Annotated in this window: 17 protein-coding genes; 11 read left to right on the top strand and 6 right to left on the bottom strand. The window is 59.2% G+C overall.

Annotated elements, in window-relative coordinates; genetic code table 11:
* Nucleotides 1-4: 4 nt before the first annotated feature.
* The 7 genes from GTO89_RS05345 (at nucleotide 5) to GTO89_RS05315 (ending at nucleotide 8,838) form a co-directional block, all read left to right on the top strand.
* A complete protein-coding gene (locus tag GTO89_RS05345) occupies nucleotides 5-676 on the top strand; it encodes a potassium channel family protein (protein WP_161261049.1) in 672 nt (223 codons plus the stop codon).
* On the top strand, nucleotides 676-1,491 hold the full coding sequence (locus GTO89_RS05340) for a TrmH family RNA methyltransferase (protein ID WP_161261048.1): 816 nt from the start codon (nucleotides 676-678) through the stop codon (nucleotides 1,489-1,491). The genes GTO89_RS05345 and GTO89_RS05340 overlap by 1 nt, the downstream gene beginning before the upstream one ends.
* 506 nt (nucleotides 1,492-1,997) lie before the next feature.
* Nucleotides 1,998-3,020, top strand: coding sequence for a phenylalanine--tRNA ligase subunit alpha (pheS, locus tag GTO89_RS05335; RefSeq protein WP_161261047.1), 1,023 nt, complete (start codon nucleotides 1,998-2,000; stop codon nucleotides 3,018-3,020).
* A gap of 27 nt (nucleotides 3,021-3,047) precedes the next feature.
* The gene (pheT, locus tag GTO89_RS05330; protein ID WP_161261046.1) at nucleotides 3,048-5,507 is read left to right on the top strand and encodes a phenylalanine--tRNA ligase subunit beta; all 2,460 of its coding nucleotides are present in this window, start codon (nucleotides 3,048-3,050) and stop codon (nucleotides 5,505-5,507) included.
* A gap of 180 nt (nucleotides 5,508-5,687) precedes the next feature.
* Nucleotides 5,688-5,951, top strand: coding sequence for a cell division protein ZapA (locus tag GTO89_RS05325; protein WP_328793866.1), 264 nt, complete (start codon nucleotides 5,688-5,690; stop codon nucleotides 5,949-5,951).
* 81 nt (nucleotides 5,952-6,032) lie between these two features.
* A complete protein-coding gene (gene polX / locus GTO89_RS05320; RefSeq protein WP_161261045.1) occupies nucleotides 6,033-7,796 on the top strand; it encodes a DNA polymerase/3'-5' exonuclease PolX in 1,764 nt (587 codons plus the stop codon).
* 85 nt (nucleotides 7,797-7,881) lie between these two features.
* A complete protein-coding gene (locus GTO89_RS05315; protein WP_161261044.1) occupies nucleotides 7,882-8,838 on the top strand; it encodes a Nif3-like dinuclear metal center hexameric protein in 957 nt (318 codons plus the stop codon).
* A 159-nt stretch (nucleotides 8,839-8,997) separates the two neighbouring features.
* Here the strand turns inward: GTO89_RS05315 and cydB are convergent, their stop codons facing one another.
* On the bottom strand, nucleotides 8,998-10,035 hold the full coding sequence (cydB, locus tag GTO89_RS05310) for a cytochrome d ubiquinol oxidase subunit II (protein ID WP_161261043.1): 1,038 nt from the start codon (nucleotides 10,033-10,035) through the stop codon (nucleotides 8,998-9,000).
* Nucleotides 10,032-11,387 carry a cytochrome ubiquinol oxidase subunit I gene (locus tag GTO89_RS05305; RefSeq protein WP_161261042.1) on the bottom strand — a complete coding sequence of 452 codons (1,356 nt, stop codon included), beginning with the start codon at nucleotides 11,385-11,387 and terminating at the stop codon, nucleotides 10,032-10,034. Before GTO89_RS05305 ends, cydB begins: the two co-directional genes overlap by 4 nt.
* A 407-nt stretch (nucleotides 11,388-11,794) precedes the next feature.
* On the opposite strand from GTO89_RS05305, the gene GTO89_RS05300 reads away from it, so the two are divergent.
* Nucleotides 11,795-14,464, top strand: coding sequence for a DUF3656 domain-containing U32 family peptidase (locus GTO89_RS05300; RefSeq protein WP_161261041.1), 2,670 nt, complete (start codon nucleotides 11,795-11,797; stop codon nucleotides 14,462-14,464).
* Nucleotides 14,465-14,502: 38 nt separating this feature from the next.
* Nucleotides 14,503-16,893 carry an endonuclease MutS2 gene (locus GTO89_RS05295; protein ID WP_161261283.1) on the top strand — a complete coding sequence of 797 codons (2,391 nt, stop codon included), beginning with the start codon at nucleotides 14,503-14,505 and terminating at the stop codon, nucleotides 16,891-16,893.
* A gap of 108 nt (nucleotides 16,894-17,001) precedes the next feature.
* On the opposite strand, the gene GTO89_RS05290 is transcribed toward GTO89_RS05295, so the two are convergent.
* From GTO89_RS05290 to GTO89_RS05275, 4 genes are all read right to left on the bottom strand, one after another.
* Nucleotides 17,002-17,616 carry a hypothetical protein gene (locus GTO89_RS05290; RefSeq protein WP_161261040.1) on the bottom strand — a complete coding sequence of 205 codons (615 nt, stop codon included), beginning with the start codon at nucleotides 17,614-17,616 and terminating at the stop codon, nucleotides 17,002-17,004.
* A gap of 144 nt (nucleotides 17,617-17,760) precedes the next feature.
* Nucleotides 17,761-19,197, bottom strand: a complete 1,437-nt coding sequence (locus GTO89_RS05285; protein WP_161261039.1) for a sensor histidine kinase — start codon at nucleotides 19,195-19,197, stop codon at nucleotides 17,761-17,763.
* Between the two features lie 25 nt (nucleotides 19,198-19,222).
* Nucleotides 19,223-20,005, bottom strand: a complete 783-nt coding sequence (locus GTO89_RS05280) for a response regulator transcription factor (RefSeq protein WP_161261038.1) — start codon at nucleotides 20,003-20,005, stop codon at nucleotides 19,223-19,225.
* Between the two features lie 73 nt (nucleotides 20,006-20,078).
* Nucleotides 20,079-22,583 (bottom strand): transglycosylase domain-containing protein, encoded by a 2,505-nt coding sequence (locus GTO89_RS05275; protein ID WP_161261037.1) that lies wholly within the window; start codon nucleotides 22,581-22,583, stop codon nucleotides 20,079-20,081.
* Nucleotides 22,584-22,761: 178 nt separating this feature from the next.
* On the opposite strand from GTO89_RS05275, the gene tyrS reads away from it, so the two are divergent.
* Nucleotides 22,762-24,015, top strand: coding sequence for a tyrosine--tRNA ligase (tyrS, locus tag GTO89_RS05270; RefSeq protein ID WP_161261036.1), 1,254 nt, complete (start codon nucleotides 22,762-22,764; stop codon nucleotides 24,013-24,015).
* A 273-nt stretch (nucleotides 24,016-24,288) separates the two neighbouring features.
* The gene (gene yunB / locus GTO89_RS05265; RefSeq protein WP_161261035.1) at nucleotides 24,289-24,984 is read left to right on the top strand and encodes a sporulation protein YunB; all 696 of its coding nucleotides are present in this window, start codon (nucleotides 24,289-24,291) and stop codon (nucleotides 24,982-24,984) included.
* Nucleotides 24,985-25,122: the final 138 nt, after the last annotated feature.

Raw genomic sequence — 25,122 nt, 5'->3', positions numbered from 1 at the left:
AGATATGGCCAAAGTGAAAACGGAAAAGCTCTTCGCCGTCATCGGTTTGGGGCGATTCGGCACAAGTGTGGCCAAAACCCTCTTTCGCATGGGTTATGAGGTGCTGGCCATTGACAGTTCGGAAGAACGGATCAACGAGATCGCCGATTTCGTCACCCATGCGGTGCAGGCTGACGCCAAAGACGAAGAAGTGCTGAAAAAGCTCGGCATCCGCAACTTCGATACAGTCATCGTCGCCATCGGTTCCGATGTGCAAGCGAACATCCTGGTGACCGTCATTCTCAAAGACATGGGCGTCCGCCATGTGGTGGCAAAAGCTCAGAACGACCTGCACGGCAAGGTGTTAACCAAGGTAGGCGCCGACCGGGTTGTCTACCCGGAGCGGGATATGGGCGTCCGAGTGGCCCACGCCCTTGTCACCTCCACGGTGATGGATTATTTGGAGCTCTCGCCTGTTCACTCGCTTGTTGAAATTCGTTGTCCCGATCGTTTTGTCGGACAGACCATCGGTGCGGCTGATCTGCGCGCCCGCTACGGCATCACCGTCATCGCTGTCCGCAAGGGCGACGAGGTGCTGGCTTCACCCGGCGCTGATACGATGATCGAAAAGGGTGACATACTTGTCGCCGTCGGTTCCAATGATGATCTAAACCGCTTTGAGGGGGACGCCGTTTGATGATCACCTCTCCAGACAACCAATATGTGAAAGAGGCCCGCTCCCTCTCCCGAAAGAAGGAGCGGGGCCTTACCGGCAAATACCTGATCGAAGGGGTACGCCTTGTCGAAGAGGCGGTCGCCTCGGCGGTCTCGCTGGCCTACTGCCTATATACGGCGCGGGTGTCGTCCCTGCCGCGGGGGCGCTCATTGCTTGAAGGCCTGGCTGCTGCTGGCGTCGACTGCTTAGAGGTGGACGAGCGCGCCCTCGCCACGATCACCGAGACGGAGCAGAGCCAGGGGATTGTCGCCGCCGCTTCACTGACGCCGGCTGACTGGGAAGCCCTACTCGATGTTCCGGCGCCCTTTTTGCTGATCGTTGACGGTGTGCAGGATCCGGGCAACCTGGGCACGATCGTCCGGACAGCCGAGGCGGCCGGTGTGACCGGCGTCCTGCTCACGCCGGGTGTTGTTGATCCGTACAGTCCCAAGGTGATCCGGGCGACCATGGGGGCGCTGTTTCGCCTGCCTGTGGCGACGGCCCCCTCGGCCGAAGGGCTCGCTTCCGCCATGCGGGAACGGGAGATTGCCCTGGCTGTCGCCGATGCCCGTGACGGCGTCCCCTATTATGAAGCCCCTTGGATGAAGGAAGGGCTTGCCATTGTCATCGGCAGCGAGGCCCACGGCCCCCAGCCGATTTGGCGGGAGCGGGCGGGGCTGCTGGTGCGCATCCCCCTGGCGCCGCCGGTCGAATCGCTTAACGCTGCCGTCGCATCGGCCGTGCTCCTTTTCGAAGCGGCCCGCCATCGCTCAGTTGCTTCGAAAAAGGGGCTATGATATAATTTCCCTAGCTGGTGGACCCTGGAACGCAGAAAGGTTGTGGTCGTCGGTGTTTCCCGCTGACTTTTTCTGGCGTATCTTTGAAATGACGGGTTCCGTTGCAGCGTATATGATCTACCGGCGGTTACTGGTGCAATAATTAAAGGATAGGGCATTGATCGGGAGAAGTACTCCTCATACCGCTTGCCAGGGAGACGATCGTCATGGACTGGAAGCGACGTCGAAGCGGAGGGGAGGAAATTCGCCCGGGAGCTTCGGGCTGAAGCCTGGAAGACAGGCCACACTCGGGGGAGCAAAGAGCACCCTGATGCAAGGCCGCCTTCCTGGGTGGGTAGGTCTAGACGGTTTCCCTCCGTTACCGGGGAACGACGAATCAGTCGGCCGAGTGGGTTGCTCTTTTGGGCAACCTAGCGGGGTGGTACCGCGGAAATGACTTCCGTCCCCTTGGGGATCGGGAGTTTTTTTATTTTCTTGGCGAATTGGGAAAATCGGGAGGTCTAACAATGCGTGAACAACTGGATCAGATCCGGCGCGAGGCGGCGGAATCGCTGTGCAGCGTCGAAACGATGGAGGCGCTTCAGGATTGGCGCGTTCGCATTCTCGGCAAAAAGGGAGCGCTGACAGGCATCTTGCGCGGCCTTGGCGCCCTGCCCGCCGAAGAGCGTCCGCTGATGGGCGCCCTTGTCAACGAGGTGCGGGCTGAACTGGAGTTTAAGCTGGAAGAGAAGGGCCGGGAACTGAAGGAAAAAGAAAAGCAGGCCCGCCTGTCCAGTGAGTCCATCGATATCACCCTGCCCGGCCGGGTGCTGCCCCTCGGCGGCAAACACCCCCTCACACTGGTCATCGACGAGATCAAGCAGATTTTTCTCGGCATGGGCTACGAGATCGCCGAGGGCCCGGAAGTGGAACTGGACTACTACAACTTTGAAGCCCTCAACCTGCCTCCGGACCATCCGGCCCGGGACATGCAGGATTCCTTCTATATCACCCCCGATATCCTGCTGCGCACCCATACATCGCCGGTGCAGGTCCGCGCCATGGAGCGCATCCGTCCCCAACTGCCCGTGAAAGTGATCTGCCCGGGCCGCGTCTTCCGCCGTGATGACGACGCCACCCACTCGCCCATGTTCCATCAGGTCGAGGGGCTTGTCGTCGATAAGGGAATCACCTTCGGCGACCTGCGTGGAACCTTGCTCACCTTTGCCCGCCAGATGTTCGGCCCCGACCGGGAGATCCGACTGCGCCCGTCCTTCTTCCCCTTCACCGAACCGAGCGCCGAAGTGGACATCTCCTGCGTCATCTGCGGCGGCAGCGGCTGCCGCGTCTGCAAAGGCTCGGGCTGGCTGGAGATCCTCGGTTCCGGCATGGTTCACCCCCGGGTGCTCGAATACGGCGGCTACACATCCCAAGACGTCACCGGCTTCGCCTTCGGCATGGGCGTCGAACGCATCGCCATGCTCAAGTACGGCATCGACGACATGCGCCTCTTGTATGAGAACGACATGCGGTTCCTGTCGCAGTTCTAGGAAGAAACCAAACGAGGTGGAAAACAAATGCGCGTATCGATAGACTGGCTCAGCGACTATGTCACCGCCGGCCTGGAAGCCGCCGAACTGGGCGAGAAGATGACCCGCTCCGGCATCGCCGTAGAAAATGTGCTGCGCCGGGACAAGGGGCTCGATAAGGTCGTCGTCGGAAAAATCGCCGAAATGACGAAACACCCCGAGGCAGACCGCCTTTGGATCTGCAGGGTCGACACCGGCGACGGTGTACGCACCATCGTAACAGGCGCCCAGAATGTCCGTGTGGGACAAAAAGTCCCTGTTGCCCTGCCGGGCGCCCATCTCCCCAATGGCGTCCACATCAACGAGTCGGTGTTGCGGGGCGTCCCATCGTCGGGGATGCTCTGCGCTGCCGAAGAACTGGGCCTGGAGGAGAAGACGATCGCTCCGGAAGACCGGGAAGGCATCCTGATCCTCGGCGACGACACGGTGACAGGCCAACCGGCGGCGACCGCCCTCGGCCTCGATGATCCCGTGCTGGAACTGGAGCTGACGCCCAACCGGGCCGACTGCCTGGCAGTCGTCAATGTGGCCCGCGAGGTGGCGGCCATCACCGGCGCCGAACTGCGCCTGCCCGAGGTGGCGGTCGTAGAAAAAGCAGCGGGACGCGCCGAAGAGCGGGTAAAGGTCACCATTGAAGACGGCGACCTCTGCGGCCGTTACGCCGCCCGGCTCTTCACCAACCTGCGCCCCGGTCTGTCACCGGCCTGGATGCAGCGACGGCTGCAGGCGGCCGGCATGCGCCCCATCAACAACATCGTCGACATCACCAACTATGTCATGCTCGAACTGGGCCATCCCCTGCACGCCTTCGACTACGACAGGATCAACGAGGGCCATATCATCGTCCGTCGCGCCCGGACCGGTGAGAAACTGGTCACCCTCGATGGGCAGGAGCGGGAATTGAACGCCGAAAATCTGGTCATCGCCGATCCGGAGAAAGCCGTCGGCCTGGCCGGTGTCATGGGCGGGCTGAACAGCGAAATTTCCGCCGGCACGACCACGGTTCTGCTGGAAGCGGCCCATTTTCACCCCGCCAATATCCGTCGCACCGCCCGGCAATTGGGCTTGCGCTCCGAGGCGTCCCAGCGCTTTGAGAAGGGTGTCAACATCGACACGGTCACCTTGGCCATGAACCGCGCCGCCCAGCTGGTGGCCGAATTGAACGTGGCCGATGTGGTCCCCGGCCATGTGGACAACTACCTGCGGCAGGTGGCCCCTCTTCCGATCCCCTTTTCTGTTGACCGGATCAATGCCCTCCTGGGCACCCAGTTGACGGGCGCTGAGATGGACGCCATCTTCCGGCGGCTGCGGTTCCCTGTCAGTTGGGCTGAGCACGCCGGGGAGGGAGAGATGCCTTCCGGCATTGTGGAAGCGCCCACCTACCGTCCGGACATGCAAGGGGAACATGACTTGGCGGAGGAGGTGGCTCGCCTCTACGGCTATGATCGCATCCCGACGACACTGCCGAAAGGCGACACCACCGTCGGTCAACGCACCTGGCCCCAGACGGTGCGCGAACGCATCGCCGATACGCTAGTCGGCGCCGGATTGCGCGAAGTGGTCACCTTCTCCTTCATCAACCCGCGCCATCTGGACCGGCTCGGTTTGTCCGCCGAAGACCCGATGCGTCAGGTCGTGCCGGTGCAAAACCCGCTCAGTGAAGAACAGGGCGTTCTCCGTCCATCCATCTTGCCGGGCCTGTTGGAAGTGGCTGCCCGCAACGCCAGCCGCCGGATCGCCGATCTGGCCATCTTCGAGGTCGGCGGCACCTTCTCGCCGCGGGCGCTGCCGTTAAAGGAACTGCCCGCCGAACCCTGGAAGGTTTCGGCGCTCGTGATGGGCGACGAGTCGATCCACTGGAGCGGCAAACCTCAGACCCTCGATTTTTATTATCTCAAGGGCGTCGTCGTAAAACTGCTGGCAGCCCTGAAGATCGACAATGTGACCTGGCGTCCGGAACGGGCGGTTCCCTACCTGCATCCCGGACGGTCGGCGCGGCTCACCGTGGAGCGGGAGGGCGTGGAGATCGACCTGGGCGTCCTCGGCGAGGTCCATCCCGATGCGCGTGAGGCCTATGACCTGTCGGCGCGACCCGTTGTCATGGAACTTGACTTGTCGGCGTTGATCCTGCTCGCCCGGGCCAAAGGGGAGTATACGCCGCTGCCCCGTTATCCTTCCACCGATCGCGATATGGCCATGGTGCTGCCCCTCGATATCCTGGCCGGCCAAGTGGAAGCGGTGATCGCTGAGATGGGTGGCGATATCCTGGAGCGGTGGCGCCTCTTCGATGTCTACCAGGGCAATCAGATCGCCCAGGGGTACCGTAGCCTGGCGTACACCCTCCGCTACCAGGCGCCCGATCGCACCCTCACCGACGAAGAGGTCAACAACCGCCACGAGGCCATCAAAGCCGCCCTTGCCGAACGCCTTGGCGCCCGGTTCCGGTAAATAAAGCGCCTCTTGGACGGTAATTGAAGAAGGTTTTTTCGACAGCGGCAGCGAAGAGGGAATCAATTCCTCGCCTAGAAAGAGATTCTTTGCAGAGTTAAGTCATATCGGTAGTGGATTCGTCGAAGAATGGCTTTGGCGGATTCATCGAGCGCTGTCGTTGTCGAGGGGGAACTACCTGTGCCAGAAGAAGTCCACAAAACGACCGTACACATCTACGGTGAACCCTATACGATCCGGAGTCCCTTGACGCCGCAACAGATGAGGCAACTGGCCGCCACTGTCGACGAACGGATGCAGGAGATCGCCAGCAAGGGCCCCCACCTTTCCGTCTCCAAGGTGGCCGTGATGGCGGCCTTGCACTTCGCCCATGACTTGGCCAAACTTCAGGAGGACTATGACGATCTGATCAAACTCCTTGAGGATTCCAGTTCCCCCAAATGAGAACCATCGCAAAGGTGAGCGCCGGGTTCCGGCGCTTTTTTCCTTGCCCCTTGGGCACAATAGCCGGAAGGAGGGAAAGCCGTGCACAACCAGGAAATCGCCTGGGCGCTGGTCGAGATGGCCAACCTGCTGGAGATCCTGGGAGAGAACCCCTTCAAGGTGAGAGCCATCCGCAAGGGCGCCCGGGTTATCGAAGGGCTGGAAACTCCTGTCTCTGTCCTGTCCGCCCGTGGACAGTTGGCAAAGATCGACGGCATCGGCAAGGGGCTCTGCAGCGAGATCGACGAACTGCTGCAAGCCGGCGAGAGCCGCCAACTGCAGCGACTGCGGGAGAAGGTCCCGCCTGGTGTGCTTGACATGCTGCAACTGCCTGGCATCGGCCTACGGGCAGTGCGGACCTTTTTTGCCGAAGGCTATACGACGCTGGATGAACTGGAGGAGGGCGCCCGCAAACACCGGTTGCGCCTGTTGCCGGGCATCGCCGCCAAGACAGAGCTCGCGGTCATTCGCGGCGCCGAGATGCTGCGACGGCGTTCGGGGAAGTTCGGTCTTGGCGTGGCCAAGCCGCTGGCGGAGGAACTTCTCCGCTTTTTGCAAAACCTCCCCGAGGTGAGTCGCGCCGAAATCACCGGCGACCTGCGTCGCAGCCAGGAGGTCGTAGAGGAGATCCACCTGCTCGTCGCTTCTCACGAACCGGAGGCGCTCCTGGCCCTCGTGAAAAAACATCCCTCAGCGGCGAAAGTGCTGGTTGAAGGCCCTGGATTTGTTCGCTTCGCCTTCGCCTTTGGCCTGCCGGTCCGCGTCGAGATCACCCCTGAGTCCGATTTCATCGCCCGCTGGGTGGAAACGACAGGAACGGCCCAGCACTGGTCAGCCTTGCGAAGCCGGGGCGCCTTGCCGGCCAAAGCCGTGACCGACGAGTCGGGAGGAGAACTGATCTGTCAACAATGGGACGCTCCCCGAAGGGATGATGGCGACTGGCGCCGGTTTATCTCCTCCCAGGAAGCGGAGGAAGCCTTTTATGAAGGTCTCCGACTCCCCTGGATTCCGCCGGAATTGCGGGAATCAGGACAGGAGGTCTCCCAGGCGGAAGGGGGAACCCTTCCCCAGTTGGTAGAAATGAACGACATCCTGGGTGATTTTCATATCCACACCAATTGGAGTGACGGTGTATCGTCGCTGGAGGAAATGATAGGGGCCGGAAGGGATCGAGGCTACGCCTATATGGCCATCACCGACCATTCTCAGTCCTTGACGGTCGCCCGTGGGCTTTCGGAGACGAAACTGCGGGAACAGCAGCGGGCGATCCGCCAACTGGCTGCGCGGGAGAAGGATTTTACCGTCTTTTCGGGGATTGAGATGGATATCCTCGGCGACGGACGTCTTGATTACGCCGATGACATATTGAGAGAGATGGATGTGGTCATCGCCTCCGTGCACACAGGTTTGCGTCAGGAACGTCAGAAGGTTCATAGCCGTCTCGAAACGGCCTTGAAAAATCCCCATGTGGACATCATCGGCCACCCGACCGGCCGGTTGATCGGCACGCGGGAACCTTATGATGTAGACATCGACTGGTTGCTCGACCTGGCCGCCAAGACGGGGACCATCCTTGAGATCAACTCTTCGCCCGACCGGCTCGATCTCTCAGCCCCCCATGCCCGTCTGGCCAAAGAGCGAGGCGTCATGATCGCCATCAATACAGACGCCCATGACCGCGCCCGGTTGAGCGAAATGGCTTTCGGCGTCGCCAACGCGCGGCGGGCCGGGTTGGAGCGGGAGGACATCTTGAACACGAAACCCCTGGCAGAGGTGAAAAAGATTCTCTCCCGGCCCAAAGGCTAAAGGGGATCAGCGACGGATCGAGGAAATAGAAACGGGTACAGGTGCATGAAATGGATAGAGGAAACGGATACAGGAGGTTGAGGATATGAAAGCCCGCGAGATTTACGAACTTTTTGTCGCCAAAGGGATCGACGCCGATCCACGGGGACGGGCGGATGTGGACCGTCAACTGAACCAGCGGAAAAAGCAGTTTGCCGAACTGAAGGATGAAGAGAAGGAAAACTACGATCAGGAATCGTTGACCAACCCCTACAGTGACACGCGGCTCCTCGTGGGCGAGCCCGATCGAGAGGTCAAACGGGTGCTCGTCGGCATTGACATGGAAGTCGGTGAGGTGTTGTTGGCTGACCGGCTTGGCGAGAAAGGTCGTGCCATCGACCTGATTATCGCTCACCACCCGGAAGGCAAGGCCTTGTCGGCTCTGCACGATGTGATGCATATGCAGGAAGACTTGCTGGCCAAAGTGGGCGTGCCGATCAATGTGGCCGAGGGGATCATGGCCAGCCGGATCAGCGAAGTCAAGCGCGGCCTCGCCCCCTTGAACCACAACCGCGCCGTTGACGCCGCCCGCCTCATGGGTTTGTCCATGATGTGCGTCCATACGCCGGCTGACAACCAGGTGCAGACTTTTTTGGAAAAGCGGATCGACGAGAAGAAGCCTGCTACCGTCGGTGATATCCTCAATCTGCTCAAAGAGATCCCCGAATACAAGGAGGCCGCACGGGCCGGATCGGGTCCGACCCTTTTTGCGGGCCGCAAAGAAGGTCGCTGCGGCAAAGTGATGGTCGACATGACCGGCGGCACCTCCGGCTCGGAAGACGCCTACGCCAAACTGGTCCAGGCCGGCGTCGGCACCATTGTCGGCATGCACATGGGCGAAAAGCACCGCAAGGAAGCGGAGAAGAACCACATCAATGTGGTCATCGCCGGTCACATGGCCAGCGATTCCTTGGGGATGAATCTGTTGCTCGACGAACTGGAAAAGCGCGGTGTGGAGATCGTGCCCTGCGCCGGATTCACGCGCGTGAGCCGGAACGGATAAGGCCATTACAGACGCAAAAATCCCCCGGATTGGTTGATCCGGGGGATTTTTGCTGTTGGATATCGGAGGCTACTGAATGTTGGCCGTGTGGCGGTGCCTGTAAGAAGAAAAAACCGCCGGCTTGGTTGCCGGCGGTTAATAAAATATCGGATTGAGTGCTCAAGACTTCACGCTGAAATGATTTCCTGTCGAAACCGACCGTCCTCTCCGGATGAAAGTCCGGTAGATATAGGCCGTATAGGTCAACACAATCGGCAGGCCGATCAGCGCCAAAATCAACATGATCATCAATGTCCGCTCCGATGAGGATGCCGTAAAGACGGTGAGGCTGTTGGCCAGGTTGTTGGACGCTGGAACGATATAAGGGAAGAGGCTCGCCGCCAGGGTGGACAGCAGACCGAAGATGGTCAGGGCCGAAGCGCTGAGCGGGGCGTAAGCGCGACCGCCTTTTAAGGCGACGGGGAAATAGGCAAGCCCGATCAGGGCGATCAAGGGGAGCACCCAGATCAGGGGAACGCTGAGGTAATTGCCAAAGAGCCTGGGGGTGCCCAGATAGCTCCAAGCTGTGCCGATGAGGAAGAGGGGGATCAGCGCCAGCCAGGCGGCGCGAGCCCAACGGCGGGCTTTCTGCTGGAGAGCGCCGTCGCTCTGGGAAATGATGAAGGCGCCGCCGTGCATGGCGAAGAGGCAAAGACTGACAAGACCCATCACGAGCGAGTAGGGATTGAGCAGGCTCAGGAAGTCGCCCAGGTAGCCGCCCTTTGCATCGAGGGGGATGCCCCGTAGGATGTTGCCGACAGCCACGCCGTAGAGGATCGATGGAAGCAGGCTGCCGATTCCGAAGCCGAGATCCCACCACTTGCGCCAGCCGGGGCTGTCCAGTTGGTGCTGATACTCGAGCGATACGGCCCGGAAGATAAGGGCGAAGAGAACCAGCATCAGGGCGAGATAGAAACCGCTGAACACGGTGGCGTAGACCATGGGAAAAGCGGCAAAGATGGCGCCGCCGCCAGTGAGCAGCCAGACCTGATTGCTGTCCCAGTAGGGGCCGATCGAGTAGATCAGGCGCTTGCGTTCTTCCGGGTCCTTCGTCAGCAGGTAGAGGGCGCCGACGCCCAGGTCAAAACCATCCAGCAGGGCGTAGCCGAGCAGGAGTACGCCGATGAGCACCCACCAGGTGATCTGCAGTTCCATCATACGCCCACCCCCGTTCCGGTTTTATTGGCGCCTGCGGCTGTCGCGAAAGCCTCAGGTCCGGCCGCCAGTTTTTTGCGCAGCAGGTAGAACCAGACGACAAAGAGCAGGCTGTAGACAAGCACGAAGAGGATGATCGAGGCGAGAATCTGCCAGGCCGGCACGGTGTAGGAGATGCCATCTACCGTCAGCAGGAGCTTGTACACGATCCAGGGCTGGCGGCCCACCTCGGCGGCGATCCAGCCGACCTCATTGGCGATGAGGGGGAGCGGGATCGACCAGAGCGCCAGTTTGAGGAAAAGGGGACTGTCCTGCAGCGTGCCTTTGCGCATCAGCCAGATGCCCCAGAGCGAAAAGAGGATGAAGAAGGTTCCGAGGCCGACCATCATGTGGAAGGTGAGGAAGGGCAGGAATACGGGAGGACGCTCTTCCTTAGGAAAGGCGTTCAATCCCTTCACTTCTCCGTTGAGGTCGTCTGTCGCCAGCAGGCTGAGCGCTTTGGGGATCCCGATCTTGAAGTGGGTGACGCCGGCTTTTTCATCGGGGATGCCGAAGAGGAGGAGGGAAGCCCCCTTTTCTGTTTCAAAGTGGCCTTCGATGGCGGCCAGCTTTTCCGGTTGAGTCTGGGCGACCTGTACGGCGTGCATATGCCCAATGGGGATCTGAGCGAGCGACGCCACAAGGGCCAGGGTGAGCGCGTATTTCATCGACTTCTTGGCAAAGACCACTTCCCGGCGACGGAGCAGGTACCAGGCCGAGATGCCCATGACGAAAAAGGCGCCAGTGACCAACGCGCCATCCACCGTGTGCAAGTAACGGGGAACGGTGGACGCGTTTAAGAGGGCCGCCTTCACGTCGACCAGTTCGGCGCGGCCGTTGACGATGTGGTATCCGGCCGGCGTCTGCTGCCACGAGTTGGCGATGATGATCCAGAGGGCCGAAAGGGTGGAACCGACGGCGACCATCAGAGAGGAGAACCAGTAGACTTTTTTCGAGACCCGGTCAGCGCCCCAGATTAAGATGCCCATAAAGGCCGATTCCAGAAAAAACGCAAAGAGTGCTTCTGCGGCAAGGGGTCCGCCGAAGATGTCCCCTACGAAACGGGAGTATTCAGACCAGTTGGTGCCGAATTGAAACTCCATGGTGATGCCCGTAGCCACGCCGACGACAAAGGTGATGGCAAAGATTTTAAGCCAGAAGCGGGTCATGCGCTGGTACAATTCCTCTCCAGTTTGCAGGTAGCGGGTCTGCATGAGGACGATCAGCCAAGAAAGGCCGATGGTCAGCGGGGGGAAGATGAAATGAAACCCCGCCGTGACAGCAAACTGAATCCGCGATAACAGAACGACGTCCATCCAGACAACCTCCTTTGAATCTGTTTTTGTGCGGCGATGCTGTCGGTGTCTGTGCCGGGAGTTGCAACCGCTCGGTGGACACGATTTGCGTGCCCTTTGTGATCAGTGGGGAATTTCAGAGTCTTGTTCTCACAATAACAATTATATTCGAATAAAAGCTAAACTTCAATGATAGCAATAATCATTATTGAAATTTTTAACTTTCCGTATGCCTGTTTGACTTTCGCTGGCGTTTCACGGAGCTTAGCAGACCGTTCAGTCGCTGTTCGCTCGTCAAAAGATCAACGAGTGCCGCGCTTCGTGACCAAGGTTTCTGTTTAACCTGCCAGTGAAAGGGAGCTTTTTGTCCCGCATTCATCTCTGACAGGTTATACTAGTAGGAAGAGAAACGATGTGGAGGTTTCCCGTTGAAGCAATTACCGGAGTTATTAGCGCCGGCTGGCTCGATGGAGGCGCTGCGGGCCGCCGTGGAAAACGGCGCCGACGCCGTTTATCTTGGCGGCAAGCGTTTTGGCGCGCGCCAATATGCGTCGAATTTTGATCAGGAAGAGCTACAAGAGGCTGTCGCCTATAGTCACCGGCGCAATGTGCCGATCTATGTGACCGTCAACACGCTGCTTGACGATGGGGAATTGGCTGACTTACCCGGCTACATTCGGGAACTCTATGAAACCGGCGTCGATGCTGTCATTGTGCAGGACCTGGGGGCTCTTCGCCTGATTCGTCAGCTCTTGCCCGAATGGGAGATTCATGCCAGCACCCAGATGACCGTCAGCAATGTGGAAGGCGCGCGCCTCCTGGCAGCGCAAGGAGTAAAGCGAGTTGTCCTGGCGCGGGAACTCACATTGCCAGAGATCGCCCAGGTGGCGGGGGAGTCGGGCGCCGAGGTGGAGGTCTTCGTCCATGGCGCCCTTTGCATCGGCTATTCAGGCCAGTGTCTCATGTCCAGTCTGATTGGCGGCCGCAGCGGGAACCGGGGTCGCTGCGCCCAGCCTTGCCGTCTCGGCTACGGTCTTGTCGACGGCGCCGGGCGGGAACTGGTGGACCGGCAAAAGGTGGGGCAACACCTGTTGAGCCCTCGTGACATTATGACCCTGGAACTGCTGCCGGACCTGATCCGGGCGGGTGTGCGCTCGTTAAAGATCGAAGGCCGCATGAAGCGACCGGAGTATGTGGCCACCGTCGTCCGGCAGTACCGGGAGGCCTTGGACAGGTGTTCGCTCGACGGGGAGACGCAGCCAGACCAGGCGGCAAAAGGCGCGGCGGAAGAAAGGTCGACCCATGACGCTGGGCGAAGCCAGAGAGAAGCAAAAGGGCGTCGGAGCCATGATGAAGCGGAACGGGCGCTGCGGCAGATCTTCAACCGCGATTTTTCGTCCGCCTATCTGCGAGGGAACCCTGGCAGAGAACTGATGAGCTACAAGCGGCCCAATCACCGGGGTCTCTTTTTGGGGCGCCTGGCAAGCGTTGATCCACGGAAGGGTGAGGTTTCCGTCGACCTGGTGGAGCCGCTTGGCATCGGTGACGAGATTGAGGCCTGGGTGACCCGGGGCGGCCGGACAACGGTGACGGTGCAGCGCCTCCGCGTGGGCGGCGAGACGCGGGAACAGGCGCTTCCCGGTGAAGCGGCCTTTGTCGAGTGGCGCGGACACCTGCGCCCGGGCGATCGGATCTTCAAGATTCATGATGAGGCGCTTGAGGCGCGAGCCCGCGAGTCCTACCAGCGCCCGGGGGACGAACGCCGGTTCCCGCTGACCGCCCATGTGCGTGCCCACGTGGGGGAACCGGTGACCGTCGAATTTTGGGACGACGAGGGTCGCAGGGGACGGGGGATCACGGCTGATGCGGCCCAGGCGGCGCTGAAGCGCCCCTTGACGGAAGCGGTGCTTCATGAGCAGTTGGGTCGTTTGGGCAATACACCCTTTCGCCTTGACGGCGTGACGCTCGAAGGCGACGGCAAGGCGATGGTTCCTTTGAGCCAGTTGAACGAAGCCCGCCGCCAGGCGATTGAGGCGTTGGAGACACTGCGGAGCGCCGGGACGGAGAGAAGGCCCATCGAACAGGTGGGCTGGCGGCAGGCGCTGGGGGAACTGGGGCTGAGTGGTCACCCGGCCGGCCGGAAGGCTTCCGAGACGAGGAATCCTCCGGCTACGCCGCTGCTGACCGTTGCCTTGGAAGGTATGGCGGCATTAGAGGCTGCTTTGTCTGCCGGTGTGGATGAGGTGATGTTGAGCGTCGAAGGGTACCGTCACGGGAACCCCTTCCGTTCCGGCGACGAGCCAGCGGCCATGCAACGCTGCCGAGAGGCGGGCGTAACGGCTGTCGTGGCGCTCCCGCGCCTGTATCGACCGGATCAGCGTTCGGCTGTGGAAAACATCATCCGGCGCTGGCATGCTGCAGGGGCGAGGCGGTTTCTTCTGGCGAACCTGGGCTATTTAGGGTTGCTTCAGCAAATCGAAGGCGTTGAGGCCCGCGCGGATTACCCTTTGTGGGTGTTTAACGGTCAGGCGGCTCGTTTTCTTGCCGAATTGGGCCTTGCGGGTTTCACCGTCAGCCCGGAACTGTCGCTGGAACAACTGAAAGCTCTGTCCCGTCATGGGTTGCACCGCGCCGATTCCCATCCATCACATGCGGAGATCGTCGTCCATGGGTCATTGCCGATGATGGTCAGCGAGTACTGCGCCACCGGCGCCCTGCTTGGCGGGCGAACGCTGGAAAAGCCTTGCGACAACGCCTGCAGCCGCCACCGGGAACTCTACCTGCTGGATCGACTGAATTTCCGGTTCCCCCTCTATACGGACGCTTTCTGTCGAATGCATGTGATGAATCCCAAAGACCTCGCCCTGCTCGAGCATATGCCGGAACTGATGACCCTCGGCTTTACACGCCTGCGTGTCGAAGGGCGCACCGAAAACGCCGCCTGGCTGAAAGCCGTGCTGCCCCTCTACCGCAAAGCCATCCAGGCCGCCGCTTCCGGTCGCTGGGACGAAAACCGCGTCGCCGGCTGGCGCGCCGAATTGGAAAAAGTTCATCCAGCGGGGTATACAAAGGGCCACCTGTTTCGAGGGGTAGAGTAGGAATCCCGATAGAAGTAGCCCCCACGACGGAAAGGGAGATCAAGTTGAACGAACGGACCCTGCGCAAACTGGAATACGATCGCGTCCTGGAGCGCCTCGCCAATCACTGCGCCTCGGAGATGGGCAAAGAGATCGCCCTGGCGCTCCGGCCCAAAGGGAAGCTCTGGCAGGTCCAGGAGGGACAGAGCGAGACGACGGAGGCAAAGGAAGTCCTGCGCCTGCGGCCCAATGTCCCCCTGGCGGCTTTTCACGATATTCGCCCCTACCTCCGCAAAGCCGCTGTCGGCGGCATCCTGGAGGCAGCGGAACTGCAGCAGGTGGCAGCGGCGCTGCGCATCTCCCGCCAGGTTCGCTCTTTCCTGCTCGGCGACGAGAAAAAGGGAGACGACAAAAAAAGCGCGCCGATCCTGACCGCGCTGGCTGAGGGATTGGGCCTCTATCGCGACGCCGAGGTCGAGATTGACCGCTGCATCGTCGGCGAGGGGGAGGTGGCCGACGACGCTTCGCCGGAACTGCTAAAGATTCGCCGCGCCATGAAGACGATTCAAAACCGTGTCCGCGAGAAGTTGGATGGGTTGATCCGCAACCCCGACAACCAGAAATATCTGCAAGACGCCCTCGTCACGGTGCGGGGCGATCGCTATGTCGTGCCTGTCCGGTCCGAATACCGCGGCCAGATTCCGGGCCTCATCCATGACCAGTCGGCTTCTGGTGCGACAGTCTTTATCGAACCCATGGCCGTGGTGGAACTGAACAATGAACTTAAGCGCAACCAGGCGGCCGAACGGACAGAGATCGTTCGCATCCTGCGCGATCTGTCCCTGCTGGTGGCCAAGGATGCCGAGGATATCGGCGTCAGCCTGGAGGTGCTGGCCCGGCTGGATTTCATCTTTGCCAAGGGCAAGCTTTCCACCCGTATGGACGCCGGCGAGCCGGCCGTTAACACACAGGGCAGACTCAAAATCCGTTTGGGACGCCATCCCCTGATCACGGGAAAGGTCGTCCCGGTCACCATTGAACTGGGATACGCCTTCGACACCCTGGTCATCACGGGTCCAAATACAGGCGGCAAGACGGTGACCTTGAAAACGGTGGGCCTTCTGACGCTGATGGCCCAATCGGGGCTCCATGTGCCTGCCGAGGCGGATACGGAACTCTCGCTTTTTGAACATATCTTTGTCGACATCGGCGATGAACAATCGATCGAGCAATCGCTGAGCACCTTCTCTTCCCACATGACCAACATCGTCGGCATCTTGGAGAATGTGGGTCCGTCCAGTTTGGTCCTCCTCGATGAACTGGGCGCCGGGACCGATCCGACAGAAGGGGCGGCACTGGCCCAATCGATCATGGAACACCTCCTCGCCTGCGGCGCGAAAACGATCGCCACCACCCACTACAGCGAGTTAAAGGCCTTTGCCTACAGCCACAGCCGTGTGGAAAACGCCAGCGTCGAGTTTGATGTGGAGACACTGCGGCCCACCTACCGGCTGCTCATCGGCCGGCCGGGTCGTTCCAACGCCTTCGAGATCTCCCTGCGCCTGGGATTGAGCGCCCCTGTGGTCGATCGCTCCCGCGCCCTGCTCAGCCAGGACGAGCGGGATGTGGCTGACCTGATCGAACACCTGGAAGCCAATCAGGTGACGGCGGAACGGGAACGGCAGGAGGCCGAGCAGTTACGCCGGGAGGCGTATGAACTGCGGCGCAAGCTGGAGCAGCGGGAGCAGTCGCTGCGGGAAAAAGAAACGGCCATCCTGGAAAAAGCGCGTGAAGAAGCCTACGCATTGGTTCGCAAGGCCAAGGAGGAGAGCGACCAGATCGTCCGTTCCCTGCGAGAGGTGATGAACCGGGCGCCTGTCAAGGAGGAGATGGCCCGCGCCGAAACGGAGCGTCAACGTCTTCGGGAGATGCAGAACAAGCTGGGCGACGACCGGGCCAGCCGGGACACCGGCGCCAGTCCCTTGGCGCTCAAATCGGTGAAGGTGGGCCAGACGGTATTTGTGCCGCGCCTCAACCAAAAAGGCGCCGTCCTCACCCTTCCCAACCCCCAGGGAGAACTGCAGATCCAGGCAGGCATCCTGAAACTGAACGTCAAGCTGAGTGAACTGCAAGCGACAAAAGAAGATAAGCCCACGATCGGCCAGACGGAGTATGCGGCCATGGCCCGCAACAAGGCTCGTGACATGTCGCGGGAGTTGGATTTCCGGGGCACCACCGCTGACGAGGCCATCGAGTTGGTCGAGAAATTCCTCGATGACGCCTATTTGGCGGGATTGGACTCGGTCAACCTGATCCATGGCAAGGGAACCGGCGCCCTGCGGGCGGCCATCCGCGCCTACCTGCAAAAGCACCGCTATGTCAAATCCTTCCGCAGCGGCGAACATGGAGAGGGCGGCGTCGGAGTGACGGTTGTCGAACTGAAGGGTTAAACCGGCGAAGGGGTAAACCGATCTACAGAGGATACCAACAGAATGATAAAAAGAACCGGCGACTTACAGCATGCGCTGCACTCGCCGGTTCTTTTTATTTTCCCTGTTTTATTGTGCTGGAGCAGGCGTGGGAGCGGCCGCCGTCGCCGGAGCCGTCGCTTGTGATTGCGCTGTCGTCAAGATTTGGTTCAATTCCTCTTTTGCCTGCAAGAGTTCCGGTGTCTTGGTCAGGATCTGCTGCTTCAGGCTGATCAACTGGTCGAGTGCGGCGGAAGCGGCGGTGATATCGACCGAAGACCGGGCTGCTTTCAAGGCAGCGCGGGCGGCTTTCACCTGTTCTTGCAGAGCCTTGAGATCACTGTGGAGCGTCTTCTGTTTTTCCAGGTTGGCCTTGGTCGAGGCGTGAAGGGCCTGCGCCTGTTCCTTCGTCAGATGGCCTTTTAGCGACTGGCGCAACGATTTGTTGCCTTCCTGCTGTGTCTTCAACTGGCTGTGCAAATCCTTCAGTTGTTCGTTAAGGGCCTTCAATTGTTCCAGTTTGGGTGCGAGCGCCCCTTTCCAGGCTTGTCGTTGTTCGGCGGTCATTTTCACTTGAGGCGTCGCGCTCGTATCCGTTTGGTCTGCCGTGGCGGTCGTTGGCGCGCTGGCGGCGTCTGCGGCGAAGGCCGCTGGGGTCATGAGCAGGACGGCGCTAAGGGTGATGGCGGATACCCATTTTTTCATGGTGATGGTTCCTCCTCGCATCGTTGAGTTTTTTCCGGCGACGGGCGGTGTTGTCGTCCCGGTGATCCTTATACTAAAACTCACTTGCGGCGGATTCATAGGATGATTGTGGTTTTTTTGTGAAAAAGCCGGCCCTTTTCGTATTTAATTGGGGGAAGCGACTGCCTCGGCAGAATGGCGGCTAGAAGAAAGGGACAGTTCAAAAAGTGCGCCACCGGCAGGAGCGTTGCTGGCGGTGATGGTTCCGCCATGTTTTTCGGCGATGACCATGGCGATGGAAAGACCCAAACCGGTATCGCCGCGTTTACCTTTGAAAAATCGTTGGAACAGGTGAGGAAGTTCATCGGGGTCGATGCCGTCGCCATCATCACGCACCTGAATACAATGGTTTGATGCGGTCACAAGGACACCGTCCCTGGCATGGCGCAAGGCGTTGCTCATCAGATTGATGATGGCCTGAAGCAGTTTGTCTCGGTCGCCGGACACAAGCTCATCGGAATCAGAAGCGCCAGAGACGTCGGAAGGGGCGGCAAAGCGAAGTTCTTTTCCCAACTCCAGCGCCAGTCCTTGCAGTTTCTCCACTCCTTCGTGAGCCACCTCGGAGAGGCGGATCGGTTGGAAGCGGTACAAGCCGTCCATCGATTCCAGCTTGGACAGGAGGATCATCTCATCGACGATCCCTTTCAGCCGCTGACTCTCGGTGATGATGATGTCAAGCCCTTTCTCCGCTTCGGCGCCTTCGAAAACACCGTCTTTGATCCCCTCGGCATACCCCTGAATCGACATCAAAGGTGTCTTCAACTCATGGGAGGCTGTTTGTAAGAAGGAACGCTGCATCTCATCAAAGCGCCGGATACGGTCGCGCATGACCGCGAAGGATCGGGCCACTTCGCCCAGTTCGTCGGCGCGGTCAAGGGGCAGGTCCGTATCATAGCGCCGGCCGGCAAGGGCCATGGCCGCAGCAGACAAGGTTCGGGCCGGTTTGGAGATGGAACGGGAGAAAAAGACGCCGATGATGAGGGCAATCAGTCCGGACAGGAGGAGGCCTTTGAAGAGGGCGCGGTTGATCTGGCGTCCCATGGCATCGATGCCTTCCAGACGAGAAAACAGAAAGACACCGCCCTTGACGGCGCCATCCTTATACAGCAAGGGCAGACCGACGGCGACCATGTCGCGGTCACGGTCGTTCCATAGGTCAGACTCTTCACTGCCTGCTAACACCTTTTGCATGCGCGGATAGACGAGGATATCACCGACGGGAAAACGGCGGGGGCGGTTCGTGGCTGTAATGACGCCCTTCGTGTCGACAATGACCGAATCGGCGTCGATCAGGTTGGCCAGGACACGGCCTGTTCGCAGATCATTCTGGGTGGGCAGAGACGACGGACCTTTGTACATATTCACAATCACATTGCCCTGTTCGCGCAGGTTTTCTTTTGTTTCACGGATCAGAAACTGGCGGGTGAGAGTGTTGAAAGAGGTGCCGGCGATGAGAAAGGCCAGGACCAGCAGGATAAAATAGCTGGCGGTGATGCGCAATCCCAGGGAACGCCGGAAAGGAGAAGCCGCTCTTTTGTCCATGCCATCGCTCCCCTTCGAATGGTCGCTACCCTTGCTTTTCGCCCGCGAGGGGCGCGTCGATCTTGTAGCCATAGCCCCACACGGTCTTGATCTCCAGGGTGGAGCCGCTCTGGGCCAATTTTTTGCGGAGCCGCTTGATCAGGTCATCGACAGAACGAAGGCTCACGGCGAAATTATAGCCCCAAATCTGATCCAGCAGTTGTTCCCGTGTGAAGACCTTTTTCTTGTGTTTTGCCAAAAAAATAAGCATGTCGAATTCTTTGGCCGTCAGATCGATCTCGCCGTTGGGTCCGATGATCTGCCGTTCATCGAGGCAGACTTGCAGGTCATGACAGAGCAGAGACTGCGGGGACGTTGTCGAGTCGACGCCCGCCGGTTGCCGAGTTTCCGATAGCATCGCTGTCGAGGTGGCTGTTGATTCGCAGGATGGTTTTTCCGTGCCTATGGGACGCGCCCGGCGCAGGATGTTTTTCACGCGGACCACCAGTTCCCGGGGGCTGAAGGGTTTGGAGAGATAGTCGTCACTGCCCAGTTCCAATCCTAAAATCCGGTCGATCTCATCATCCTTGGCCGATACGATGATGATCGGCACGTCGCTGTCTCGGCGAAGGGCTTTGCAGACATCGAGACCGCTCATTCCCGGCATCATGATGTCGAGGATGACAAGGTCTGGGGCCTGCTGACCGCAGGCGTCCAGCAGATCGTCGCCATTGGTGAAGGTGGTCGCCTCAAACCCTTCCCTGACCAAATAACGGCGGATGAGTTCCAGAATCGGCGGCTCATCGTCGGCGATGTAAATCCGGGTCATCGGATCATCACTCCTTAAAAAAGAGCCCGAACTTGCGTTCAGGCTCTGATGATGCATGATCAACGATTCCTAGCTACCCTTGCGGTCCCACCACACCCGAAGGGGTTGGCGGAACGGCGGGTGTCGTCGAGTTCTTGCCGCCATTGCCGTTGGTGGCAGCTCCGTTTTTCGAAGTCCCTGTGCCCCCGCCCGATGGGGTGCTCGCTCCGTTTGCCCCAGAGGGCGAGGCCGGAGGAGTGGGAGCCGTAGGTGGGGTGGTTTTGCTGTCCGTTGTGCTTGGGGTGGACGGCTTGGCGTTTGCGCCGTGTCCTTCCTCTGCTTTGGCAGAACCGTTGCTCCCAGAGGGCGTTGCGCCAGCCGGCGCAGCCAGTTCCGCATCAGCCGGCGGTCGATCGGGATCGTAGTCCGGCCGCTTCAAGAATATCCTGCTCTCAACGTGAGATGCATTGTCTCCCGGCTTTACGGGCAACCCGGTATCGGCGTTGATATCCACCTTGATCCAGGCGTTGCTCGTCTGGGTCGGCGCCGTTGATTCCTCAAAAAGTTCTGTCTGAACAAATTCCGGCGGTGTCAGGGCGCTTGGCAAGAGGCCGGATTTGATGTCCACATTCACATCGACGATGCCGGGAGGCCGGTCAAAACCTTTGCCGCCGACGCCTTGAAGGGCCTTGCTCATGACAGAGCGCCACATCTGCGCCGGATAGGAGCCGCCATAGGTTTTGTACATGTAGTGGTTTTGGTCGGTTTTGTCATAGCCCATCCAGACGACGCCCGACAGTTCCGGCGTAAAGCCGGCAAACCAGGCGTCCTTATTGCCGGTGATGTTTCCGAAGACCTCTCTGGGGAGTTCGGTAGTGCCGGTCTTGCCTGCCACCGGACGGTCAAGCTGGGCTTTCGAGCCGGTGCCTTCATTGACCGCTGTTTGCAGCATGTTTGTCATCAGGTAGGCGGTCGTCTCTTTCATCGCCACCTGACGCTTGGGTTTTACCTCCACCAGGGGCTTACCCTCGCGATCCTCCACTTTGACAATCAGGTGGGGTTCAATCCATACGCCCTTGTTGGCAAAAGCGCCGTAGGCGCCGGCCAGTTCCAAGGGATTCGTTCCTTTCGAAAGGCCGCCCAAGGCCAGGGGAAGGGTCATATCGTTTTTCTCATCAAGATTGGAGATGCCCAGATTGCGGGCGAAGGCGAAGCCGTTTTGCACGCCGATCTCGTTGAGCAGTTTGACGGCGTAGATGTTGACGGAGAGGCGGACCGCTTCACGCATGTTGATCAAGCCGCGGTACTGACCGTCATAGTTGCCCGGTTCATAACTGCCGTAGCGGGTCGGCACGTCATCAATGACCGTCGCCGGCGAGCGCCCTTTTTCCAGGGCGGGGCCGTATACGGCGATGGGCTTGAAGACGGAACCCGGTTGGCGCATTTGCGCGGTGGCCCGGTTCAAGCCACGGCGGGCTGTGTAGTCCCGTCCGCCCACGACCGCCCGCACCTCGCCGGTGCTGTGGTCTACCACGGCGATAGCCGCCTGGATAGGAACATTGTCTTTTCCTTGCGGGTAGTTGCCGGGGTCGGACAGGGCGGCTTCCGCCGCCTTCTGCGCCTTCGGATCGACGGTGGTGTATATCTTCAGGCCGCCTTTATAAAGCATGTCTTCCGTGATGCCGTAGGTATCGATGCATTCCTCGATGACGGCGTCGGTGAAATAGGGGAAGTTGATGTCGTTGCCGGTGACGGAGCGCTTCGGTTGATCAAGCAACTGGGGGAGCGTCTTTTTCGCTTTTTCGGCGTCATCGTTGGTGATGTAGCCGTATTTGGCCATCTGTGTCAAGATCAACTGCCGCCGTTGTTCCGCTCCATCGGGGTTTTTATAGGGCGACCATTTGGAGGGCGCATTGGGCAGACCGGCCAAAAGGGCCGCTTCGGGCAGTTTGAGATCCTTCAGTTCCTTGCCGTAAAAGGTCTTTGCGGCCGCTTTGACGCCATAGGCGCCTTCGCCGAAGTTGATGCGGTTCAGGTACATGAGGAAGATCTCGTCCTTCGAGTACTGTCGTTCCAACTGCATCGACAGGACCAGTTCCTGCACCTTCCGCTTCAGCGTTTTTTCGGGTGTGAGGAAGGTGAGTTTCACCAACTGCTGGGTGATTGTCGAGGCGCCTTGCGAGCCAAAGCCGCCGGTGACGTTGGCCAAGATGGCGCGGATATTGGCGAGCACGTCCACGCCATGGTGCTCGTAAAACTTGTTGTCTTCGATTGCCAGGAAAGCTTGGCGTAACTGAATGGGCACGTCGTTGATGTTCTCCACCAGGGTGCGGTTTTCCCCGGCGTGCAGCTTAGCGAACTCCTGTTTATTCATGTCATAGAGGACGGAAGTGGTATGTACATCCAAGTCTCCGGCTTTAAAGCCGGGCGCTTCCACTGCCCAGGCAAAGATGAGACCGGAGCCGATGCCGATGGTGGAGACAAGGAGCACAGCCGTTATCAACAGTATCATGCGGGGCCAGCGGATTTTTTTGCGGGCGCCCTTTTGCGTTGTTCCGGGCGGGGTGGGCGTATTTGGCTGGCGGTTTTCAGGATCCACGAAACAGCCTCCTTTGTGGCGTCAAACTAGGGATATTATAGCATAGGCGACAGTGAGGAGAAATGGACAGCCTGTCTTTGTTGAAAGAGGTGGAAATACATGATAAAATGGGCAAAGTATTTAAGCGGGGTTTCTCGACGCGCGGCGCGCCGTTGGGGCGCGTGGGAGGGGGAGAACATTGTCCGAGACGAAGACACTGCCGAAACATATCCAGGATGAGATTGATCGCCAGTTGGCGTTGCTCCGGCGGGGGACTGCCGAAATCGTTCCTGAAGAGGATCTCGTCAAAAAGCTCGAAAAGGCCATTGTGGAGAAGCGCCCGCTGCGGATTAAGCTGGGGCTGGATCCGACGGCGCCTGACATTCACCTGGGGCACACCGTTGTCCTGCGCAAACTTCGCGATTTTCAGGATCTGGGCCATCAAGTGGTTATCGTCATTGGCGATTTTACCGGCCGCATCGGCGATCCCTCCGGAAAATCGGAGACGCGCAAACAACTGACCGAGGAAGAGGTCAACCGCAACGCGGCCACTTATAAGGAACAGATTTTTAAGGTTCTCGATCCAGCCAAGACGGAGATGACTTTCAACTCCCATTGGCTGCAGCCGTTGAACTTTGCTGATATCCTGCAATTGGCAGCCAAATATACCGTCGCTCGCATGCTGGAACGGGATGACTTCTCGAAGCGCATGCGCGAGAATCTGCCCATTGGTGTTCATGAACTTTTTTATCCCTTGATGCAAGGGTATGACTCGGTGGCGCTGAGAGCCGATGTGGAACTGGGCGGAACCGACCAGAAATTCAACCTGCTCGTCGGCCGGGTGCTGCAAAAGGAATACGGCCAGGAACCCCAGGTGGCGCTGATGATGCCGATCCTGGAAGGGCTTGACGGCGTCAACAAGATGAGCAAGAGCCTGGGCAATTATATCGGTGTCAACGAATCGCCGCGGGAGATTTACGGCAAGACCATGTCCATTGCCGATGAGTTGATGGTTCGTTATTTTGAACTGGTGACGCGGGTGCCTGCCGAGGAGATTCAGGCGATCGCCGAAGGCGTGAAGAGCGGCGCGCTGCATCCTCGTGATGTGAAGATGCGCCTGGCCAGGGAGATCGTCGCCCTCTTTCACGGCGTCGAGGCGGCCCAGAACGCTCAGGAAGAATTCATCAACATCTTCCAGAAGAAAGAACTGCCCGATGAGATCCCCGATTTCGTCGTCCCGGCGGATCAGATCGCCGATGGCCAGGTTGGGCTGGTCAAGGCGCTCGTCCTCTCCGGGTTGGCTGCCTCCAACGGGGAGGCCCGTCGTAAGATCGGCGAGGGGGCTGTCAAGGTGAACCATGAGACGGTCAAGGATATCAACGCCATGGTCCCTGTGGGGGACACGCTGCTCCGGTTGGGCAAGCGCAAGTTTGTCCGACTGGTTATGTCGTAAGCGGTGAGCCGCAGGGATTCCTGAAAGGCCGTTTAGCTTATTAGGCGATAAATCAGATGTGAATTGAGTGAAAGCCCGGTCGGTCGAAAGACTGCCCGGACTTTCTCTTTTTTAAGCACTAACCAACCTTTCCGGCCTTTAATATCGAATCGATTCCTATTGGTGAATTGCTGGACGTGGCTGGATAAAGTGATCGGCGGTGAAATCAGCGTCCTTTTTATATCACCTCTGCGAAACCCCGTGCATAGTTTGACTAGGCAGGGGGTGACCGATTTGTTTTGGCTGCGTTGGCGATTGCGATGGGAACGATGGACACGGCGAGGATCGCCGGCCTATTGGATAGCCCCGGTGATCCTGCTGTTGCTGTGCCTGTTTGCGCTGACACTGGCGGAAGTGAATATGAAGAACACCATCCTAGCAGTTGCGGAAAATCAGGCAAAAACCATCGCCACAGAGGCGATTCATGAATCGATCCTGCGCCGGGTTTCGAATGACGCCAACTTTCGCGACCTGATTTTTTATAAAACCGACCAGGAGGGACGCATTGTCCTCTTGCAGCCGAATACCCTGCGCATCAATCAGTTGGCTGCGGAAACAGCCATTGACGTGCAACAGACCCTTTCAAACTTAAATGAAAAAGACATCCAGATTCCGTTGGGCCAGATGACAGGCACACGACTGTTGGCAAACTGGGGACCGAAGCTGCACGTTCATATGCTGCCCATCGGGAACGTGAAGGTGGAACCGGTTGAGTCGTTTGAAGAAGCGGGAATCAATCAAACGAAACACATGATCTACCTCACTGTAGAAGCGTCGATCCGCATCCTTGTTCCCCTTGTTTCAGCAGAGTTCCCCGTAAGCACCCGCATCCCTGTGGCTACAACAATCATTTCCGGCGCTGTTCCGAATGTCTACTTGCGCGGAGAGTCGGCCATTCATCCTTCCTTAGATCTAAAAAGTGGCAGTTGACGAAAATCGGTGGCTGTGTTAAGATACTTCTTGTCGCTGACGAAAAAAACAAAAAATACCCAGTTGACTTCTGGTCAGCGAATGTGATAAACTATCCTTCGTTGACGCAAGAACAGCTACAGTGTTTGACAGCGTCAC

Source organism: Heliomicrobium gestii (assembly GCF_009877435.1).
Classification (GTDB): domain Bacteria; phylum Bacillota; class Desulfitobacteriia; order Heliobacteriales; family Heliobacteriaceae; genus Heliomicrobium; species Heliomicrobium gestii.
Note: the sequence above shows the minus strand (reverse complement) of the source record. Positions and strands in the feature narration are given on the sequence as shown.